Below are 20,159 nucleotides of genomic sequence, written 5' to 3'. Positions count from 1 at the left end.
TTCCGATGCGTGAGGGATCATTTTTGCGACAGGGAGGAAAGATATGAAGATAGCGATTGGATGCGATCCAAATGCGCAGGAAGCAAAAGAAGAATTGATCGTACATATTAACAGGAAAGGATATGGTGCGGTTACAGATTTCGGAAGTGAGGATACGATCTACGCCCATGTGGCGATCAAGGTGGCGGAGGAGGTTGCGGCAAAAAAATATGACTGCGGAATCCTGATCTGCGGGACGGGTATCGGCGTCTCTCTGGCGGCCAATAAAGTCAAAGGGGCCTATGCGGCGCTTGCATACGATACATACACGGCGCAGAGAGCGAGACTGAGCAACGATGCGAATATTCTCTGTATGGGAGCGCTTACGACAGGGCCGAAGACCAGAGAGCTGATGGTCGATGAGTTTTTGACAAAGCAGTTTGTTCATGGGTGTGCCTCGCAGGAAAAGGTCGATTCCTTCGTGGAATACGACCAAAAGAGGGGATGACGTATGAAGAAATTGTATTTTGGCAGCAACCTCAAAATGTATAAAAATATTCAGGACACGGTGTCCTATCTAACGGAGCTGGAAAGCCTGACGGCAGATCTTGGGGGCGCGGATATAGAATTGTTTATTATCCCCTCGTTCACGGCGCTGGAGAGCGCCAGGAAGCACGTCCGCCACATCCTCATCGGAGCGCAGAATGTGAGCTGGGAGGATCAGGGGCAGTTTACCGGAGAAATTTCTCCGCTCATGCTCAAAGAGTTGGGGATCGGCCTTGTCATGGTCGGGCATTCCGAACGAAGGCATGTGTTTGGCGAGACGGATGTGCAGGAAAATCAAAAGGTGAAGGCATGCTTAAGGCATGGCATGAAGGTGCTGCTGTGTATCGGAGAAACCGCCCAGGAGAAAGAATACGGCGTCGGTGCTGAAACACTGAGAAAGCAGCTGATTGCCGGATTTCATGGGGTGCCGACAGAGAGGGCGAAAGATATCTGGGTGGCTTATGAGCCTGTCTGGTCGATCGGCGTCAACGGGACGCCGGCGACGCCCGATTATGCCGAATCGATGCACCGCACGATCAAACAGTGCCTTGGCGAGATCTTCGGTGACGCTTCGGTGCAGATCCCGGTGCTCTACGGAGGAAGCGTCAATGAAGACAATGCGAGCCAACTGATCGTGCAGAAATCGATCGACGGGTTGTTTGTCGGCAGAGCGGCATGGAATGCCAGGCGGTTTAATAGCCTGATCCGGGACGCTGTTAGCTCCCGTTCATTTGGAAAGTATCAGCAGCCGGAATAAATAAAACGATCATACCAGAAAAATGACCGACGTTACCAGATGGGGTGCCGGTCATTTTTTGCTATGCTATGCTTATGTTTGAAAAAGCTCTACACTGTATTTGGCAGGATTATCTTTGCTGATATAAACATTCGCATATAAATCTTCTTTTCGCTTAAATGGGGTCAAAACATAATAGTTACTTACTGCATGGTATTCTTTGCCCTCATAAATAAACCGACAGACGATTCTGCAGCTGGTGTAGTTTGCTACGCGAATCCAGACTGCCGGAATCATGTCCTCTATCTCGGAATCCATACAAGTGCCCGAATGCTTCAGCTTTTGCAATTTTCTCTTGTCATGTAACAGTTTACTCATTGAAAGCAGAAACAATATTAGCCATACAGAGGCATTGATTAACATAGGTTCCAATATAGTTGAATTAAAAAAATTCCCAACAAGACCAATCGTTAATTCAATCACTGCTACAAGCAAAGTGATATTAGCACATATGGAGAATAAGTACTTTACAGGCTTAAGATGGGCAATCTGTTTTTCTTTGAAAAGTCTGGAAATATTTTCTTCTGCTTTCCCTTTGTATTCTTCTGTTGATATATGCTCCCCTGAAAAAAGCTCGTTTAAACTAATATCCAAAACATTGCACAAAGGCTGTAAAAGCGATACATCCGGCATTCCTCTGCCGTTTTCCCATTTAGAAACGGCCTGACTGGTAATCTCTAATAGTTCGGCAAGCTGCATTTGCGTCAGATTTTTTTCTTTTCGGCACTGTGCAATAAATGCACCTATTTTTTTCTGATCCATACGACGAATCTCCTTTGCTATATTTGACCGCAGTATATCAAAAAGAGAATCTATTTAGAACATACTAAGCGTTGATTCCATACTAAACGCTTAGTTGAGCGTTACAAGTTCTGGTAAGACCGGCGGCAAGCAGCAAGTCCTCTTTACTCATTTTTCACTCTTTGTTTCACATTGTACCAAGCCGCTAGCGCGGCGGCTAGCCCTAAGTACGTAAAACCACCACTTTTTTTCATAATTAATAAATTTTTTCTAAATAAAAGTAGCAGTTTTTGAATATATGTTGTATTGTTGAGTTACCACACTTAACCTTAAACACATACACAAGAACTGCTATGCTTAGTTTATCACGGATTTTTAAACCCAACAACTACATATTTGAAATTTTTACTTCTTTTGTCAGGCCTCCGCCTGTTGCAGATCCATCTCTGTACCTGTAGTTCTATTCTTTAATGGAGGTTTCCCATGACAAATTACCTTGACCAGATCGAAGAAATCCTTTCCTTCGGTAAATACAGCCCCAATACGATCCAGTCCTATAAAACATATACCGCTCCTTTTCTGGATTATTGCTCCAGTACCCTGCACAAAGATCCCGCTGAGGTTTCTCCTGCTCAGATACGCGCTTTTATCACCCAACTCCAGACCGAACGGAATCTATGCGATAATTCAACCAACCATGCCCTTTCCGAAATCCGTTTCCTATATGAAGCGGTCCTCGGGCTTCCCTGGAATGCAAAACAGATCCCTCTCCGGAGGCAGACCTTCCATCTCCCCTTTATCCCCACCCCCGATATCGTGGAAAACTTCCTTTCCAGTATTCAGGACCTCAAAAAGAAAGCCATGGTTTCCCTCATGTATTCTGCAGGCCTGCGTATCTCAGAGGTCTGCACCCTGAAATGCGCCCATATTGAACATTCCAATTCCCGAATCTATGTAGCGCCCAGCAAAAACAACCGCGACCGTTACACTATCCTTTCCGCAGATGTTTACCGGATCCTGTGTGCCTACTGGCGGGACCTTCCTGCCTCCATGCGTACCCGTGACTGGCTTTTTACCCAGCAGCACTCGGTGGATAAGCCGATCTACCCTCAGTTCATTCAGTCCTTCCTCTTCAAACAGGAAGAAGCACTCCACTGGCCCCACCGCCTGACATGCCACTCGTTCCGCCATGCTTTTGCAACACACAGCTATCAGAACGGGATGGATCTGGAGACCCTTTCCCGCCTGCTTGGGCATGCTTCCACCAACACCACCCGTTACTATGTCCATTTGGCCATGCTCTCTATGGAACAAATCAAAAGCCCCATGGATGGAATGGAGGTGCTGTGATGGACTTCCCGGAATCCTTATCCCCCTTTATCCCGCAAGGCTCCTCTTCCTTTGTTTTATCGGAGCCTTCCGGAAGCGGCTCTAAGATCCGGCAGATTTTTCAGCTGGCTTCCAGACAGCTTCTGGAAGATAAAGGCATCGTCCTTTCCCCGGAGCAGAAGAAACTGGTCTCCGATATCTGCAAATGCCGTACCATTGCCTGCGGATTTAACATGGATACCTGCACAGAATGTGGCTTTAAACGGATCCACTACAACTCCTGCGGAAACCGCAACTGTCCGGTCTGCGGCGGCCTGCGCAAGGAACTCTGGGTAGATGAACGCAGCAGCGAGGTGATCGACTCCGCATATTACCATGCGGTTTTTACCTGCCCCCATGAACTCAACTCCCTGTTCCTTGCCAACAGGAAACAGCTGTTCGCCATGTTCCATAAGTGTGTCGGACAGACGATCATGGAACTGGCCGCAGACCCAAAGTACCTCGGGGCTGCCCCTGGCATTATACAGGTACTCCACACATGGTCACAGGAGCTTTTGTTCCATCCGCATATCCACGCCGTGATCTCCGGCGGCGGGCTTACGGCAGACAGGCAGCTTAAAACACTTGACCGGGACTCCTTTTTTATTCCGGAAAGCATCCTCGCAGCAAAATTCCGGGGAAAGTTCCTTTCCATGCTTGACCACGCTTATAGCCAGCATGGTCTGGTCCTTACCGGAGCGGCAGCCTGTTTGCGCAATCATTATGAATGGGCTGCTTTCCGGGACAGGCTGTACCAATGTAAATGGGTCGCCAAAGTCAAGGAAACGTTTAACGGAAACGGCAATGCCATCGAGTACCTGGGACGCTATACTTATAAAGTGGCGATCTCGGACTCCCGGATCGTTTCCGTGGAAGAGGATAAAGTGGTCTTCACGGCACGCGGCGAAGATGGCAGGCAATCCCGGACACTTACCGTCACTCCTCTGGAGTTTGTGAAGCGTTTCCTGCTCCACGTGCTTCCGAAAGGCTTCCAAAAGATCCGTTACTATGGTTATCTCAATAACCGTTTTCGGAAAGACAACCTTGCCCTGATCTTCAACCTTCAGGGCTACAGGCAATATATCCAGAAATACAAAGGCCTCTCCCCGGCAGAGGTCATCTTTCAAAAATGGGGGCATGACGTCACCGCGTGCCCTCACTGTAAGGCTCATGCAATGCTCCGGTTAGCCTGCTGCAGGGGGATACGAACATCCCCTGCCTAAGGCTCCGAAACCGAATACCCACAACAGCTTCCGTCAGGGAGCTTATTCCGCATGTCCTGCTGACAGCTGTGGCTGACAGAATCTGTTTTCAGGTATCCATAATCCAGAAAAGCAATGGCAGAGAAAGATCGATACAATTTACATACTAGCTTCCCGTCCGCGTCTCGGTACAATTCGGGAAAGTAAGATGCCAGCAAGTTTTTTGCTGGTTTTTCTTTTATTGAGGCATCTTACTTTCCCTTAGAATTATATCAGACTTCCTGCGAATCTACAATATTTCCTGACGGGTCGGCAGGCTCTCTGCCCTGTTAGTTCTGAAAATTTTATAAACTTGGTAAATTTAGTGGTATATAAATTGAATTTAAACAAAAAAGGATTTAAAATGGAAAAATACGAACGGAAAGAAGGGGTAATGGTATGAAAGTTGCTCGCAGCAGAAAAGATGTTTTGACAATTCCAAATCTTCTGAGTTTTTTCAGAGTGATTCTGGCGATGGTATTTCTGGGAGTGTTTTATAATCCTGATGTGGAGAATAAGCGGGCGGTTCTGACGCTGATCCTGGTGGTTTCCGCAATCTCGGACCTTTTGGACGGAAAAATTGCCAGGAGATTCAATATGGTAAGTGAGCTTGGAAAGATTCTTGACCCGGTAGCGGACAAGATCACGCAGGGCGTACTGCTGATCTGCCTGCTGTCAAAATATGATCTCCTGAAATGGATGTTCGTCTTTTTCCTGCTGAAGGAGAGTTACATGGCAATTGCCGGGATCAAGGTGCTGGAGCGAACGAACCGGAATGATGGAGCAATGTGGTACGGCAAGGTGAATACGACCGTGTTTTACATCGTCATGCTGCTTCTCATCTTTTTGCCGGATATGCCGACAGCGGCGGCAAATACGCTGATCATTGTGTGCATAGGCTTCATGGCATTATCGCTTGTGCTTTATGTGAGAAGGTACCAGAGCCTGATAAAAAAGAGCAAAGAGGAACAGGAGAAGAGTGGTTCATAAACATTTTGTTTCGGTAGATCTGGAACGTATCCTATAAGTGAAAGCAGAACAAATGAAAGGGAACGGGCTTTTAAAATGACAGATGCTCTCATAATTTCAGGAGAGCACCTGCTTTGTATTTACTGCCGGTAAGTGCTTAAAAAGTCGCCGATTTTCCTTGACGCCTGCTCCAGTACCTCAACACGCGGGAGATATACCACACGGAAATGATCCGGCTCCTTCCAGTTGAAGCCGCCGCCGTGGATGATGAGAATCTTTTTTTCGCGCAGCAGGTCGAGGGCGAACTGCTCATCGTTTGTGATATTAAAGCGCTTTACATCAATTTTGGGAAAGATGTAGAAGGCAGCCTTCGGCTTCACGGCGGTGATGCCGGGAATATCGGTCAGCGCATTGTAAATGACTTCACGCTGCTCATAGATGCGTCCGCCGGGAACGATATAATCCTTCACGCTCTGATGACCGCCGAGCGCTGTCTGCACGATGGACTGTGCGGGCACGTTGGAGCAGAGACGCATGTTGGAGAGCATATTAAGCCCTTCGATATAATCCTGCACGTGCCGCTTATTTCCGCTTAAGATCATCCAGCCGATGCGGAAGCCCGCGATCATATGTGACTTGGACAGCCCGCTGAAGGTGACGCAGAACAGGTCGGGCGCGAGGGAAGCAATCGAGATATGCTCTTCGCCGTCCATCACCAGGCGGTCGTAAATCTCATCGGAGAAAATGATGAGCTGATGCTCCCGTGCAACGTCCACGATCTGCTGCAGAACCTCGCGGGGATACAGCGCTCCGGTAGGGTTGTTGGGATTGATGATAACGATCGCTTTCGTGCGGTCGGATATTTTCTTTTTGATATCGTCGATATCCGGGTACCAGTCGGACTGCTCGTCACAGATGTAGTGCACCGCTTTGCCTCCGGCGAGGGTGGCGCATGCCGTCCACAGCGGATAATCCGGAGAGGGGATGAGGATTTCATCGCCGTCGTCCAGAAGTGCGGACATACAAAGGTTGATCAGCTCGCTGACGCCGTTCCCGGTGTAAATGTCGTCAATGGAGACGTTCGGGATGAGTTTGAGCTGCGCATACTGCATGATTGCCTTACGGGCAGAGAACAGCCCTTTTGCGTCGGAATAACCCTCGCTTTCGGTGAGCTGCTGGCGCATGTCGTAAATAACCTCGTCCGGCGTCCGGAAACCGAAGGGAGCGGGATTGCCGATGTTCAACTTTAATACGTGAGTTCCGGCGCTCTCCATCCGGTTCGCTTCCTCCACGACAGGACCTCTGACGTCATATAATACATTATCCAGTTTCGATGATTTTTTAAATTCACGCATGATGCTTCCTCCTGGGGATTTATTTTCTCTCTCATTGATCTTTTCCGGTTTTTTTATATTTCCGTTTAACAGCCAGTCTTCATCCACTTGCAGGGCGGCGGCGAGAAAATGAAGGATATCCGCCCGCGGGACGGTTTTTCCGCTCACATACTGGCTTACATGGCTTTTGCCAAGCTTTACGCCCTGCCCGGCGGCGGCACGCACAAGATCCACCTGCTTGATACCGCGATCGCCCATTGCTTTTCGGAGTCTGTCTGCAAAGGTTTCGTTTACCATAGATGCCCTCCTTATGAAAAATGGGGTTCCAAAAAAAGTTCAAAGATGATTATACACTAATGGAATGGAAAGTTCAATAGAAAAATCAAGAAGTTCAATTTTAAAATAAAAAGTTCAAAAAAGAGGATGGGTTGCTCAAAGAAAAAGAGTATGATATGATTTACAAAAAGGAGCGGATTGGGTAAAGAAATGAAAAGATTGGTTGGCTTCAGGCAAAAAATAGGGAATAAAATTTTATGTCTGGTAGTGATCATCTGTGCACTGCAGATGATCGCTTCGCTCGTGATCTATGGATTTTCCTACCAAAACAGAAAACAGGAAATTATCAGCGCCAATATAAGGGTTCTGGAGCAGGCCAATAATAATTATCTTTCGCTGATCATCGGCGAAATGGAAAATATTACGAGAGATATTTTTTATGATGAGGTGTTTTGGGATACAGATAATTCGGAGGAGCTGGAAGGCCGGATTTACAGTATTCTGGCGAACAAGCTGCATACCATGGCGTGCGTAAACAGTATTTATCTGTTTTGCAGCAGGACGGATAAATTGTATATGATGGACGAAGCGTCTTTTCTGGGACTTCCGGTAAAAACAGAACAGAGTAATACATTTTCCGCGGGGTATGAGGACATCAGCGAGGAAAAATGGTTTGTGGAAGCGCAGAATAAAGAAGGAAAGATGGCAGTCACACGAAATCGGGAAATGCGCAGAGGAAACGAATCTATGATAAGCTTTTCCAGATACTTAAAGTATCCTCTGCTGGGAAACGAAGACTATTACGCCATCACGATCAATATTGATCATTCTTTTTTTGAGCAGCTGGAGAGACAGGTCTGCGAGGAAGGGGAATTTGTCTTTCTTCTGGACGACCAGGGAAATGATATTTATTTTGGAAACAATGAGGCTTATTGCCAGATGGTAAAAGCGGAAAGGGCGGATGAACAGGAATGGTTTAAAATAGCACTGGATGGGATATCCTATATCGGGATACAGAATAAAGCAGAAAAATATGCATGGACCATGCTGAAGATCATTCCGGAAAAGTATATTTTAAGGGATACGGCGCGGACGGTGCTGCTGAACTGCAGTATTATTTTTCTTATTTTTGTCGCGGGATTTCTTTTTTTGCAGAGGAATATCAGACGTATTACGCGACCGATCGAGAAGCTGGCAGGCATTATGCGCAATTATCAGCAGGGGGCTGTGGTTGAGGATGACGGTATGTCAGCCAGAAAAGATGAGATAGGAGTGCTTTACCAGAGCTATCAGAAGATGCATGACAGGATAGAAGAGCTGATCGAGTCTGAATATAAAAGTCAGATACTTGAAAAAGAAGCGAGACTGGAAGCGCTGCAGGCACAGATTGATCCTCATTTTCTTTATAATACGCTCCAGACCGTGAGCGGAATTGCAATTGAAAAAAATGTATATGAAATAGAAGAGATTAATAATCATCTGAGCAGAATGCTGCGGTATAGCCTGAGCAAGAAAAAGAGTCTTGTAAAGCTGGAAGAGGAACTGGAAAATATAAAAAGCTATATGTGTATACAAAAGTATCGTTACGGGGAGCGTATTTGTCTGAAATGGGAGTTATCCGAGGAAGTGCTTGGGTGTATGGTGCCGGTGTTTACGCTGCAGCTTGCGGTAGAGAATGCAATGAAGCATGGACTGGAGACAAAAGTTGGTCCAGGCATTATCCGAATTTACGCAGACCGGATATCGGAACATACGCAGAGGATTTTTGTGGAAGATAACGGGAGCGGCATTGCAGAAGAAAAGCTGGCTGAAATTAATAAGATGCTGCATGAGAGGACAGAGGAATATCCGCAGAATGTATATGACAGAAAGGGACTCAGAAATCTGAACGAGCGTTTAAAACAGCAGTTCGGACAGGCATATGGGGTTGAACTGAAAAATAACGCAGGAGAAGGCGCAGTCCTTATTATTTATATCCCGTAGTGTAGGCCGGAAATGGTTGGAGGTGAGGTTTTGCTGAAAGTACTGATCGCAGATGATGAATTTATTGTGAGGAGGGCGATCCGCCGTATCGGGCAGTGGGAAGCATTCGATATGGAGATATGCGGGGAAACAGAGGATGGCTACGCAACGCTTGATTTTATTATAAAACAGCGGCCGGATATCATGATTCTTGACATGCGTATGCCGGGAATGTCCGGCGAAGAGATCCTGGAAGAACTGAAAAAAAGAGACATCAGAATAAAAATTATCGTAGTAAGTGGTTTTGACAGCTTCGAATATGTGCGGAAAGCGCTGCGTTACGGTGTTGTGGATTATATACTGAAGCCTGTAAACCGAACAGAATTTAATGAGATTCTGAAAAAGACCGGACAGGAATTGAGCAGCAGTGCTCCAAAAGAAAAAACGGAAAAAGATATCTGCGGGCAGATTAAAGAGGAGATTGACAAAAATTATTCACAGAATCTTGCAGTAAGCGGTTTTGCGGAGCGTTATTTTGTAAATAAAGATGTGCTTTCACGGCTGTTTAAAAAGAAATATGGAGTGGGGATCACCGAATATATTAATTCGGTGCGGCTGGAGCAGGCAAAGCTGCTGCTTCTGTGGGGCTATCCTGTTGGCAGGGCTTCCGAAATGGTCGGATATCACGATGTGAATTATTTCAGCCGCATATTTAAAAAGAAATATGGGATGCCGCCGTCTGCGTATGTGAAGACGGAGCAGGCAAAGGACAGCTCAACGTGAGCTGTCTTTTTTGTGCTAAAAACGGTCGGTTTTATCCATAGTTTTACGTTTTCGAATGAATTATGATAATGATACAGGTTACTTTGAGCTCGAAGAAAAATTTATGGGAGGTTAAATATTTATGAAGAGAACATTATGGAAAGTGCTTTTTGGATTGGGAACTGCTCTGGCAGCATCCGTAATGACGGTACCGGCAATGGCGGCGGAGCCGGTTGAACTGGAGTTTTTGTTCGGTGATCCAAACAGAACGGAGATTTTCAGCAGGATCGTGGAGGACTTTAATGAAAGCCAGTCTGAGGTTCATGTGACATTCACAGCGACGGGGACGAACCATCTTGAAGAATTGATGACGCGGCTTGCAACCGGCGAAGCGCCGGATCTTACCAGCCAGCTGCAGGGCTACGAGCTGGCAAGCTATGTGGAGGCAGGACATATTAAGGATATCAGCGGCCAGCCGTATATGAAGTACATCCGCGACACCGAATTGGATACGGTGACGATTGACGGCGGGGTGTATGGCATTCCGATGGATACGCAGGCATGGGGCGTTTTTTACAACAAAAAGCTTTTTGAACAGGCAGGCATATCCGAAGTCCCCAAAACAGTTACGCAGCTGCGGGAATGTGTGGATAAGCTGCAGGCAGCCGGCATTACACCGTTTGCCGCCGGGTACGGTACGGAGTGGACGATTGGACAATATCTTGGATACGGCTGCTCCTCTATTTTGACTCCGAAGGCGGTGGAGCTTGGAGAAAATTACAAAAAAGGAAACTGGACGTTTGATCTTCCGGGCATGGATCTTGCATTTGACGTGCTCGATCTTGTAAACGAGAATACACAGGACAGGCCGTTCGATACCGATGTTTCCGGACAGTATGCTGTATTTGCAAAGGAAGAGGCGGCTATGATGCTGCAGGGAAACTGGTCTATCCTCCAGGTCAGAGAATTAAATCCGGACATGCAGATGGGAATTTTCCCGCTGCCGATCTCTGAAGATGAAGAAGCGCTTGTATTTCCAAAACAGTATGGGTTTGTTATCAATGTGCTGGCAAAAACAGATGAAGATCCGGAAAAAGAGGCGGCGATCAATACATTTATGGAATACTTCCTCAATCCGGAAAATGGCGGCGGATATTATTACGATGAGATCGGGGTGCCGACGGCAAATGCGGTAGCGGAACCGAAGCTGGATGAGGCTTCAGAGATTCTTCAGGAATATCTGGAAGAAAATAAAACAGTATTTACTTATTATGCATATGAACCGGCAGGATTTGACGCGGAATCATGGAAGGTAACGGTTCAGTATTTAAATAGCGGGTCGAAAGATCACGAACAGCTGATAAAGGACTTTGATGCGGCATTTGATAAATATGCGGACGCATTAGGATAACCCAAAATGCCCGGAGGAACGGCGTAAAACAGCTCCGGGCTTTTTTGTAAAATTTTTGCGGGGTGATGAAGAATTGAGAAGAAAAAAGGAAGTACTGGATTATATCCGTTTTGTCTGCCCAATGCTGCTGCTCTATACAATTTTCTTTCTAGTGCCGCTGGGACAGACGGTCATGTGCTCATTTACCAGCTGGAATGGGATATCGCCGGATAAAGAATTTATAGGGTTTGCAAACTATTTGAGTGCGTGGAAAGATCCGGTGTTCCACAGCTCCATGAGGTTTACAGCGGCATCTGCGATTTTGTTCATGATTGCTGCAAACGGGCTGGGATTTTTGCTGGCTCTGTGTCTCAACCGGAAAATAAGAACCAGGATAGCTCTGAGGGCGATCATTTTCTGCCCGTTTATTTTTAATAATGTTACGGTAGGGTTTATCTGGCAGTTTTTGCTGGGCAGATTGATGACAGATCTGTATCCGGCTACGGGATGGGGCATTTTCAACATGGGATGGCTGTCCGATGAAAAACTGGTGCTTTATTCAGTCGTATTCGTGAAATTGTGGCAGTCAGTAGGGTACTTTATGGTCATTTATCTTGCGGGACTGCAGATGCTGCCGCAGGATCCGCTGGAGGCTGCGGTTATTGACGGCTGCGGAAGATTGAAGATGATCCCGTATATAAAGCTTCCGCTGATGAAATCGAAGATTTTTGTATGTCTGTTTCTGGCTGTGACAGAGACGTTAAATATGTATCCGCTCCTGATGACGCTTACAAACGGCGGTCCCGGACATGCATCGGAGAATATATCTCTGTATATTTATACGGAGGCATTTAAAAGCCATAATATGGGGTATGCATCTGCGCTGGCGGTCATTCTGACAATTGCAGTAATGCTTGTCGCTGCTGTTCAGATGAAGCTGACAAAGGAGGAGTGACGATGAGGGAAAATAAGAGGGTTAATTTTCTGATAGCGTTGGCTCTGTGGGGGTTATGCGCCGGAATGTTTGCGCCGATGCTGTTTGTTTTGCTGAATTCTTTGAAAACGTTTGGCGAGGTTGTGATGGAACCGCTGGCGCTGCCGAAAGTATGGAATATGGATAATTATGTGGAAGTACTAAATACCAGCAATTATGTACGTGTGTTTGGAAATACGATTTATTTTTCTGTTCTGAGCGGAGCCATCGTACTGGTACTTGGCTCTATGGCGGGATATAAGCTTGCCCGGATGAACAATAAGGCAGGAAAAGCAACACAGTTGATTTTTATGATGGCCATGATGCTCCCGTTTCCGGTTATTATGATCCCGATGGCAAGCGTGGCATCCAGTATGGGTATTACGAATAATCTTACACGGATATCTGTACTGAATGCGGGATTTTCCTGTTCGCTTGCGGTAATTATGTACAGTCAGTCTATCAGGGGGATTCCGACAGAACTGGATGAATGTGCGTTCCTCGATGGCTGCAGCGGGTATCGTTTTTTTTTCGCGATCATTTTTCCGCTTTTGAAACCGGTTACGGGGACTTTGGCAGTGCTGTATTTTATTCGCTACTGGAATGATCTGATGCTGCCCCTGGTGCTGATCTCGAAAAAAGAATATTATACGATCCCGCTGTCGCAGTTGAATTTTTATAATCAATTTACGCAAAACAGATGGAATCTTTTGCTGGCGTCTGGTGTGATGGCAATTATACCGGTACTGATATTGTATATTTTTGCACAGAAAACGATTATTGAGGGAATTGCCGCAGGCGCTGTGAAAAGCTGATAAAGACAGGGAGGGACAACATGATCGAAAGAGCAGATTTTCGTAATGTAAGCATAAGCGGAGGATTTTGGAAGGAAAAACAGGAATTAATAAAAAGGGTAACAATTCCATATATCTGGAGAGCTTTAAATGATGATATAGATGGAATTGTCAGAAGCGGAGCGGTAAACAATTTTAAAATTGCGGCAGGCAAGAAAAGAGGAGACTTTTTCGGACTGGTTTCGCAGGACAGCGATTTGTTTAAGTGGATGGAGGCTGCCGCCTATGCTCTTGTGCTGGAGGACTCGAAAGAGATAGAGGAAAATCTTGAGCAGGCAGTGATGCTTCTGGAAGATGCACAGCAGAAGGATGGATATCTGAATTCCTATTATATTCTAAACGGGCTCAGCCAGCGCTGGTCTTATCTGAAGGAATCCTGTCAGTTATATTGTGCCGGACATTTGATAGAGGCGGCGGTGGCTCATTATGAGGTATCGGGAAAGCGGAATTTGCTGGATATCGCGTGCCGCTATGCCGACTGCATTGACCGAAGCTTCGGAAAAGAGAAGGGAAAGATCCGGGGGTATGACGGACATGCGGAGGTGGAGCTTGCCCTTTTTAAACTGTATGAGTGTACAGGTGAAGAACGGTACCGGAAACTTGGAATGTTTTTTGTGGAAGAAAGAGGACAAAAGCCGTTTTTCTTTGAAATGGAAAAGAGAAATCAAAAAATACAGGAAAATCTGGTCTATGAATTACAGGAAGCGGATTTCAGCCATTCGCAGTCACATTTGCCGATACGCCGGCAGAAGGAAGCAAAGGGGCATGCTGTGAAAGCAATGTATTTTTACAGCGCGGCAGCGGATATGGCCAGACTTGAGCAGGATGAGGAGCTTTACCGGAGCTTAAGAGAGCTCTGGGAGGATGTGACACAGCGGAAGATGTATCTGACAGGAGCGATCGGCTCCAGGGAGTGCGGGGAGAGCTTCTCGTATGCATATGATCTGCCGCTTGATCTGATGTATGGAGAAACCTGCGCGTCTGTCGGACTGCTGCTGTGGGCGGGGCGTATGATGCTGCTAAAGGAGGACAGCTGTTATGCGGACGTAATGGAAACGGCACTTTATAATGGGATACTCTGTGGAATTTCGCAGAGCGGAGATCGGTTTTTTTATACGAATGTATTGGAAATGGACCCGGAAAAGTGCGGGCTGAGACCAGAATATGCTCATGTTATGAAGGAAAGGCAGCCGTGGTTTGCCTGCCCGTGCTGCCCTGCGAACATTGCGCGGACGATTTTGTCTGTACAAAATTATATTTATACTTTCTCTGATGAACAGCTCTGCATACATCAGTATATGTGCAGTGATCTGAAAGAAAATGGATGGCAGTGCAGCCAGAGGACAGATTATCCGTATGATGGGGAAATCTTCATAAAAGTACAATCGGAGCGAGACAGTGCGGTAAAACTGAGAATTCCCGGATGGTGCGAGAAGTATATGGTGCAAAAGAATGGAGAATACTATTCTGTTCAGAGAGAAAAGGGATATGTAAAGATTTTTGTAGAAAAAGGAAGTGTTCATGAGATTACGCTCCGGCTGTGTATGAAACCGGAGAAGATATATGCGAAAGCGGAAGCAGAGTCTATGCAGGGAAAGGCCGCTGTTATATGCGGACCGCTGGTTTATTGTGCGGAGGAAACCGATAATCCGCTGCTATCCAGGTGCTGCCTGAAGCAGGGGGGATATTTGAAGAAAGAGCAAAATGCGATTTTGGCAGAGGGATCCTCATACCGGAATGAAATGGATGGATTATATGGAAAACAAAGGTTTTCCCTTCAGTCGTGTGAGATCCGCATGATTCCATATTTTCAGTGGAACAACCGGGGAGCAGGGAGAATAAAAACATTTTTTGAGGAAAGATAGGAGGTGCGCGCGGTGGAAGCAGAAGTGAAAATCCGGGATGAATTCTGGTCTCCCAGAATAGAAAAAATATGCAGGGAAATTATCCCGTATCAGTATGAGGTGTTAAATGATGCGGTGGCAGGGATTCCGCATAGCCATGCGATTGAAAATTTCCGGATCGCTGCTGGGGAGTCCGATGATCAGTACGAGGGAATGCTGTTTCAGGACAGTGATGTGGCAAAATGGATAGAAGCGGCTGCCTGGTCGCTGCGGCTGTGTCCGGACAGAGAGCTGGAGGAAAAGATAGATAGTCTGGTTGATTTAATGCAGAGAGCACAGCGCGAGGATGGCTATCTGAACACGTATTATATTTGTACGGATCTGGAAAAGCGGCTTACAAATTTTTCTCATGGACATGAACTGTACTGTGCCGGACATCTGATAGAAGCTGCCGTGGCATATGCCTTGGCCACCGGGAAGGAGAAAATGCTGCATATGATGGAGCGGTATGTAGAATTTTTTTTAGAGCGGATAGGAGCAGGGGAGGGAAAGCTGCATGGTTATTCCGGACATCCGGAGATTGAGATGGCGCTGTATAAATTATATCAATACACGCATGATGTCAGATATTATGACTTCATGACTTATCTGATCATGGAGAGAGGAAAGCAGCCTTCTTTTCTTTTAAAGGAGGAGGGGTTTGGCGAGAGATATAAGGATAAGTGGTTTGATCTGGAATATCATCAGGCACATATGCCTGCATGGGAACAGAAAGCTGCTGTCGGACATTGCGTCAGAGCGGTCTATCTTTACAGTGCAATGGCAGACATGGCAATGGAAACAGGAAATTCCGATATGAAAAACGCTCTCCGGAGGTTGTGGAGAGATGTTGTGACCAGAAAAATGTATATTACAGGTGCTATCGGAAGCGAGGCGCATGGAGAATGCTTTAGCTCGGACTTTGATCTGCCAAATGACAGAGCTTATGCAGAAACCTGCGCTTCGATCGGGCTGATTTTCTGGGCGAAGAGAATGTTGCACTTAGAGAAGAAGAGCTGCTATGCGGACGTCATGGAGCTGGCATTATATAATGGGGCGCTGAGCGGAATATCAGAAGATGGAAAACATTATTTTTATGTGAATCCGCTGGAAATTCATCCAGCAGAGGCAGAAAAGCGATTTGATACGCAGCATGTAAAAATCCGGCGGGAGGCGTGGATGGGGTGTGCGTGCTGCCCGCCGAATATCGCAAGATTGCTGGCTTCCCTGGATCAGTATGTATATATATGGGAGGAGCAGGGCAGAAAGCTATATGTAAATCTGTTTATCGGCGGAGAGATTCTTATTGATAATGGACAGAGAGGCTTTACGGCAGAGAGCTCTTATTGTTGGAATGGAAAAGTGTGCTTTCGGTATCATGGATTGCCGGGAAAACTTGCATTGTATATTCGTGTGCCGGGATGGGTGAAGGGTTACGCGGCGGCAATTAATGGGGAGCAGACGGAGAACCTGCGGGAAGAAGAGGGCTATATCCGTATAGAACGGGAATTTAAGGAGCGGGATTGTATCACGCTTCAATTTGAGATAACGCTCAGAAAAGTATATGCCAATCCGGGAGTTCATGCGGATGCCGGAAAAGCGGCGCTGATGAGAGGTCCGGTAGTGTACTGCGTGGAGGAAGCCGATAATGGAAAGAATCTGGGCGGATTGAGCGTAGGGGAACTGGTGGATACAGAAGAGTACTGGGATGATGCATTGCCAGACAATGCCGTATGTGTCAGCTTTGCCGGATATCGGGAATCGGAAGAGATCTGGAAAGAGCGACTGTACTCTTTTGAAAAAGCACAAAAAGAGCCGGTTCGTATAAAAGCGATACCGTATTATCTGTGGGGCAACAGGGGAGCCGGAGAGATGTGCATTTGGATAAATGATATTGGATAAAATAGTGATACATCTCTGAGAGAAAAACGCCCCGGACATCGTAACAGGTGCCCGGGCGTTTCGTATAAAATTTTTTCTCTTTATTGTTATGTGTTATTTGCTCTTAGCCTGGCTTGTGATTGTCTTTACGCCTTCTACAGCGAGGACGATTGCCAGTACAACGAGCAGGGTACCGAGACCTGCGCGGATCCAGTTCCACATGTCAACCGCGTTTGTCACGTTTGTGATGATGGTCTGAACCAGGGATACGATGGTAACAACCAGCATGAATGCCATCGGGAACAGGAACATCTTATTGTTCTTGCCCATCTTACCGAGCCATGCGGCAACAGCGAGCAGACCGAGTGCAGCGAGAAGCTGGTTTGCAGCTCCGAACAGCGCCCAGATCTTTGCATAGCCTGTCATACCAAGCGCGATGCCGAGCACAACGGTGATGATGGTAGCAACATACGGGTTTGTCAGAGTTTTCTTAATACCGGTCGCATCCTTGTAGGTCTGTCCCGGCTCCAGCCAGAACTCCTGGAACATGTAGCGCGCCAGACGGGTCGCGGTATCCAGGGATGTCAGACAGAAAGCGGATACTGCAAGAATCAGCATGGAGTAGATCACATCCTGCGCACCTGCAAGGAACGGGATGGTTGCACACATGCGGGAGATACCGGTTGCGAATACTGCCGTCGGGGTGGTGATACCGCCCGGAACGTACTCTTTCCAGATGTAACCAACTGCGCAGAGAGAGATCAGAGCCAGCGCACACTCGATCAGCATACCGCCGTATGCGATCGGACGGGCATCAGTTTCTTTGTCGAGCTGCTTTGCGGTGGTACCGGAACCTACCAGAGAGTGGAAACCGGAGATTGCGCCGCAGGCGATGGTTACGAACAGTGCCGGGAACAGGCTTCCGAGGGAGCTTCCCACACCGTACTCAGCGGTATCAACAAATCCGGTGAACGCCGGGATATCCAGCGACGGATGAGCGCCCACGATACCTACCACAGCGATGATCATCATGCCGTAAAGCAGGAAGGAGCTTAAATAGTCACGCGGCTGCAGAAGGATCCACACCGGGGTGACGGAAGCGATAGCAATGTAGATACCAACGATGATCATCCAGGTGCTTCCGTTCAGATAGAGCGGATGCCAGTTGTAGCCGATTGCCATACAGGCAACGATCGCTGCCACGCCGATAACGGTGGAAACCACGAGGGAAGCGTTTCTTCTGTAAACCATAACACCGAAAATAATCGCGATTACGATGAACAGGATGGAGATCATAGCGGTGCGGGCATTTGCCGCGCTTGCCACTGCATCCAGTGCGCCTGCTTCGTCGTAGGTAGCCTTAAAGGTATTTGCAACAATGGATGCAAATGCCGCTACCACGAGGATCAGTGTCAGATAGGAGAAGATGATGAACAGCTTCTTCGCTCTGCTTCCGATACTGGTTGCGATAACCTCACCGATAGACTGTCCTTTGTTTCTTACGGATGCAAACAGTGCACCGAAATCATGTACCGCACCGAAGAAGATACCTCCGATGAGTACCCACAGCATAACCGGAACCCATCCGAATACGGCTGCTTGGATCGGTCCATTGATCGGACCTGCGCCTGCGATAGAGGAAAAATGATGCCCCATAAGGACCGGTGCTTTTGCCGGAACATAGTCGTTTCCGTCCTCCAGCTCGTGGGCCGGTGTAACGCGCTTGCCGTCCACGCCCCACTGCTCCGCAAGCCATTTGCCGTAGGTGACATAGCCAATTGCCAGAATAACTACGCCTACGATTAACAATAATGCTGCATTCATGAATCACACACTCCTTTTCTTTTTTCTTTTCATGAATATATTTTTCATTAATTTCGCGTTTGCCCTGCCGCTGCGGTTTGTCGGAAAATCCGTTGCGCCCCGGCGGACGAGCACGGTGTGGAAATCCATCCAGCCGTGCAGCGAAAAATGAAAACTTTTGTAAAGCCTGCACCTTTTCAGAAGCTTTTCCGCTTCGGGTGTGCAGGTGTCACAGAGGAAAACTGCGGTGATATAGGTGTACATATGACCGGGCTTCGGGTCGATCAGTGCCATTCCCCGGTCGTAGGCGAGCTTCTCGCAGGAGCGGTACAGCTCCTCGTTAAGCTCCGGTACGGAAAATATGTAAACGTGCTCGTTGGAATCGGCGCTCCACAGCTCGGCTTTTTTCAGAAGAACGTATTTTGCGGTGCGCACATTAAAGTGACAGACAGCGACAAGGGGAAGCGCAGAGCTTTCCGCACGCTCAATATCAAAATATCCGCTGTATGCGTCGAGCAGCTTTTCCAGCATTTCTTCTCTTGTCAGATCCGGCGCCATGTTATCTCTCCTTTTGTCGTTTGTTTTTCTGATGGAATGGGCCGTGCAAAAAGAAAAGCCCGGAGGATAGTCCCGGACTGTTTTGCAGGGACCTCTTTGTCCGAAAATAAACAAACCATAAAATAATAAAAAATCTATAAAAATAGACTTAAGAAAATATAGCACATTTTGTCGCAAAATGCAATCCATTGACGCGTTAATTGATAAAAGTTTCAATAAATGTATTAATTTTGTAATAGAGAAGGAAGCGGAAAAATTAAAAAAAGTGTTTAAAGACGCACGGATGTGGGAAAAATAAACAATGAGGAGCGCAAAAAGCTGCAGCAAAGGAATTTTGGGGCTGTTGACAAATTCTGGATGTTGTGACATAATGTAGCAAATCTAAAAAGAAATCATAGAGAGAGGTGCAGATGATGATGTCAGAAAGAAAAATCAGACTGAGTCAGATGAAGGAAGTCAAGGAATTTGTGTCAGTAGCCGGGAAATGTGATTTTGATATAGATGTATATTACAACCGTATTACGATCGATGCAAAATCTATCATGGGAGTTCTGAGTCTGGATCTGTCGCAGGTACTTACTGTGAAATACGGGGGAGAAGACGCGCAGCTTGAGGATGTGCTGAGCAAATACGCTGCCGCATAAAATGAGAAAGATGAGGAGCCGCTGCCTGGGCAAGGGATATGCCGGGCGCGGCTTTTTTTGCTGTGCATACGACAAAAACGTCCGGTGGACGTTTTTTAGTGTTGCCATGCATCCGAAGGAAAGAAATAAAATTTTAGTAGAGAAATACCGGCCCAGATGATAAAATGTATTTGGATCAAATGATCATAGTGGAGGCAGT

The 20,159-nt window shown here is 46.9% G+C and carries 17 protein-coding genes; 13 read left to right on the top strand and 4 right to left on the bottom strand.

Going from position 1 to position 20,159, the window contains the following annotated elements; genetic code table 11:
- Nucleotides 1–43: 43 nt before the first annotated feature.
- Both ACLU9Q_RS01805 and tpiA read left to right on the top strand, forming a co-directional pair.
- Nucleotides 44–487 (top strand): RpiB/LacA/LacB family sugar-phosphate isomerase, encoded by a 444-nt coding sequence (locus tag ACLU9Q_RS01805; protein WP_296834589.1) that lies wholly within the window; start codon nucleotides 44–46, stop codon nucleotides 485–487.
- Nucleotides 488–490: 3 nt separating this feature from the next.
- Nucleotides 491–1,282 (top strand): triose-phosphate isomerase, encoded by a 792-nt coding sequence (gene tpiA, locus ACLU9Q_RS01800; protein ID WP_296834591.1) that lies wholly within the window; start codon nucleotides 491–493, stop codon nucleotides 1,280–1,282.
- A 72-nt stretch (nucleotides 1,283–1,354) separates the two neighbouring features.
- On the opposite strand, the gene ACLU9Q_RS01795 is transcribed toward tpiA, so the two are convergent.
- Nucleotides 1,355–2,083: a helix-turn-helix domain-containing protein gene (locus ACLU9Q_RS01795; RefSeq protein WP_296834593.1), complete on the bottom strand. Its 729-nt coding sequence runs from the start codon at nucleotides 2,081–2,083 to the stop codon at nucleotides 1,355–1,357.
- A gap of 462 nt (nucleotides 2,084–2,545) precedes the next feature.
- On the opposite strand from ACLU9Q_RS01795, the gene ACLU9Q_RS01790 reads away from it, so the two are divergent.
- From ACLU9Q_RS01790 to ACLU9Q_RS01780, 3 genes are all read left to right on the top strand, one after another.
- Nucleotides 2,546–3,412: a tyrosine-type recombinase/integrase gene (locus ACLU9Q_RS01790; RefSeq protein WP_412624586.1), complete on the top strand. Its 867-nt coding sequence runs from the start codon at nucleotides 2,546–2,548 to the stop codon at nucleotides 3,410–3,412.
- Nucleotides 3,412–4,653 carry an IS91 family transposase gene (locus tag ACLU9Q_RS01785; RefSeq protein WP_412624585.1) on the top strand — a complete coding sequence of 414 codons (1,242 nt, stop codon included), beginning with the start codon at nucleotides 3,412–3,414 and terminating at the stop codon, nucleotides 4,651–4,653. The genes ACLU9Q_RS01790 and ACLU9Q_RS01785 overlap by 1 nt, the downstream gene beginning before the upstream one ends.
- A 447-nt stretch (nucleotides 4,654–5,100) precedes the next feature.
- On the top strand, nucleotides 5,101–5,661 hold the full coding sequence (locus tag ACLU9Q_RS01780; protein WP_296907922.1) for a CDP-alcohol phosphatidyltransferase family protein: 561 nt from the start codon (nucleotides 5,101–5,103) through the stop codon (nucleotides 5,659–5,661).
- A gap of 119 nt (nucleotides 5,662–5,780) precedes the next feature.
- On the opposite strand, the gene ACLU9Q_RS01775 is transcribed toward ACLU9Q_RS01780, so the two are convergent.
- A complete protein-coding gene (locus ACLU9Q_RS01775) occupies nucleotides 5,781–7,271 on the bottom strand; it encodes an aminotransferase class I/II-fold pyridoxal phosphate-dependent enzyme (RefSeq protein ID WP_296834597.1) in 1,491 nt (496 codons plus the stop codon).
- A gap of 189 nt (nucleotides 7,272–7,460) precedes the next feature.
- On the opposite strand from ACLU9Q_RS01775, the gene ACLU9Q_RS01770 reads away from it, so the two are divergent.
- The 7 genes from ACLU9Q_RS01770 (at nucleotide 7,461) to ACLU9Q_RS01740 (ending at nucleotide 16,976) form a co-directional block, all read left to right on the top strand.
- The gene (locus ACLU9Q_RS01770) at nucleotides 7,461–9,233 is read left to right on the top strand and encodes a sensor histidine kinase (protein ID WP_296834601.1); all 1,773 of its coding nucleotides are present in this window, start codon (nucleotides 7,461–7,463) and stop codon (nucleotides 9,231–9,233) included.
- Nucleotides 9,234–9,263: 30 nt separating this feature from the next.
- Entirely contained in the window at nucleotides 9,264–9,995 is a 732-nt protein-coding gene (locus tag ACLU9Q_RS01765) for a response regulator transcription factor (RefSeq protein WP_302591187.1), read from the top strand.
- A 121-nt stretch (nucleotides 9,996–10,116) separates the two neighbouring features.
- Nucleotides 10,117–11,385: an ABC transporter substrate-binding protein gene (locus ACLU9Q_RS01760; protein ID WP_302591189.1), complete on the top strand. Its 1,269-nt coding sequence runs from the start codon at nucleotides 10,117–10,119 to the stop codon at nucleotides 11,383–11,385.
- Between the two features lie 73 nt (nucleotides 11,386–11,458).
- Complete coding sequence (locus ACLU9Q_RS01755) at nucleotides 11,459–12,319, top strand: carbohydrate ABC transporter permease (protein WP_302591191.1); 861 nt, start codon at nucleotides 11,459–11,461, stop codon at nucleotides 12,317–12,319.
- A gap of 2 nt (nucleotides 12,320–12,321) precedes the next feature.
- Nucleotides 12,322–13,152, top strand: coding sequence for a carbohydrate ABC transporter permease (locus ACLU9Q_RS01750; RefSeq protein WP_302591192.1), 831 nt, complete (start codon nucleotides 12,322–12,324; stop codon nucleotides 13,150–13,152).
- Nucleotides 13,153–13,172: 20 nt separating this feature from the next.
- Nucleotides 13,173–15,056 (top strand): glycoside hydrolase family 127 protein, encoded by a 1,884-nt coding sequence (locus tag ACLU9Q_RS01745; protein WP_296834612.1) that lies wholly within the window; start codon nucleotides 13,173–13,175, stop codon nucleotides 15,054–15,056.
- A gap of 12 nt (nucleotides 15,057–15,068) precedes the next feature.
- Nucleotides 15,069–16,976, top strand: a complete 1,908-nt coding sequence (locus tag ACLU9Q_RS01740) for a glycoside hydrolase family 127 protein (protein ID WP_302591194.1) — start codon at nucleotides 15,069–15,071, stop codon at nucleotides 16,974–16,976.
- Between the two features lie 93 nt (nucleotides 16,977–17,069).
- On the opposite strand, the gene ACLU9Q_RS01735 is transcribed toward ACLU9Q_RS01740, so the two are convergent.
- Both ACLU9Q_RS01735 and ACLU9Q_RS01730 read right to left on the bottom strand, forming a co-directional pair.
- Complete coding sequence (locus ACLU9Q_RS01735) at nucleotides 17,070–18,779, bottom strand: carbon starvation protein A (RefSeq protein ID WP_296834616.1); 1,710 nt, start codon at nucleotides 18,777–18,779, stop codon at nucleotides 17,070–17,072.
- Nucleotides 18,780–18,782: 3 nt separating this feature from the next.
- Entirely contained in the window at nucleotides 18,783–19,316 is a 534-nt protein-coding gene (locus tag ACLU9Q_RS01730) for a hypothetical protein (protein WP_296834618.1), read from the bottom strand.
- Nucleotides 19,317–19,726: 410 nt separating this feature from the next.
- On the opposite strand from ACLU9Q_RS01730, the gene ACLU9Q_RS01725 reads away from it, so the two are divergent.
- Entirely contained in the window at nucleotides 19,727–19,960 is a 234-nt protein-coding gene (locus tag ACLU9Q_RS01725) for an HPr family phosphocarrier protein (protein WP_330490501.1), read from the top strand.
- Nucleotides 19,961–20,159 lie beyond the last annotated feature (199 nt).

It is taken from the genome of Marvinbryantia sp. (assembly GCF_047017445.1).
Lineage (GTDB): Bacteria > Bacillota > Clostridia > Lachnospirales > Lachnospiraceae > Marvinbryantia.
The sequence above is the reverse complement of the archived record's forward strand: the minus strand, read 5'-3'. Positions and strand labels throughout refer to the sequence as shown.

Coding starts and splice junctions, on each gene's coding strand:
- ACLU9Q_RS01745 (WP_296834612.1), top strand. CDS start 13,173: ATGATCGAAAGAGCAGATTTTCGTAATGTAAGCATAAGCGGAGGATTT.
- ACLU9Q_RS01725 (WP_330490501.1), top strand. CDS start 19,727: ATGATGATGTCAGAAAGAAAAATCAGACTGAGTCAGATGAAGGAAGTC.
- ACLU9Q_RS01775 (WP_296834597.1), bottom strand. CDS start 7,271: ATGGTAAACGAAACCTTTGCAGACAGACTCCGAAAAGCAATGGGCGAT.
- ACLU9Q_RS01770 (WP_296834601.1), top strand. CDS start 7,461: ATGAAAAGATTGGTTGGCTTCAGGCAAAAAATAGGGAATAAAATTTTA.
- ACLU9Q_RS01790 (WP_412624586.1), top strand. CDS start 2,546: ATGACAAATTACCTTGACCAGATCGAAGAAATCCTTTCCTTCGGTAAA.
- ACLU9Q_RS01735 (WP_296834616.1), bottom strand. CDS start 18,779: ATGAATGCAGCATTATTGTTAATCGTAGGCGTAGTTATTCTGGCAATT.
- tpiA (WP_296834591.1), top strand. CDS start 491: ATGAAGAAATTGTATTTTGGCAGCAACCTCAAAATGTATAAAAATATT.
- ACLU9Q_RS01760 (WP_302591189.1), top strand. CDS start 10,117: ATGAAGAGAACATTATGGAAAGTGCTTTTTGGATTGGGAACTGCTCTG.
- ACLU9Q_RS01805 (WP_296834589.1), top strand. CDS start 44: ATGAAGATAGCGATTGGATGCGATCCAAATGCGCAGGAAGCAAAAGAA.
- ACLU9Q_RS01785 (WP_412624585.1), top strand. CDS start 3,412: ATGGACTTCCCGGAATCCTTATCCCCCTTTATCCCGCAAGGCTCCTCT.
- ACLU9Q_RS01795 (WP_296834593.1), bottom strand. CDS start 2,083: ATGGATCAGAAAAAAATAGGTGCATTTATTGCACAGTGCCGAAAAGAA.
- ACLU9Q_RS01750 (WP_302591192.1), top strand. CDS start 12,322: ATGAGGGAAAATAAGAGGGTTAATTTTCTGATAGCGTTGGCTCTGTGG.
- ACLU9Q_RS01730 (WP_296834618.1), bottom strand. CDS start 19,316: ATGGCGCCGGATCTGACAAGAGAAGAAATGCTGGAAAAGCTGCTCGAC.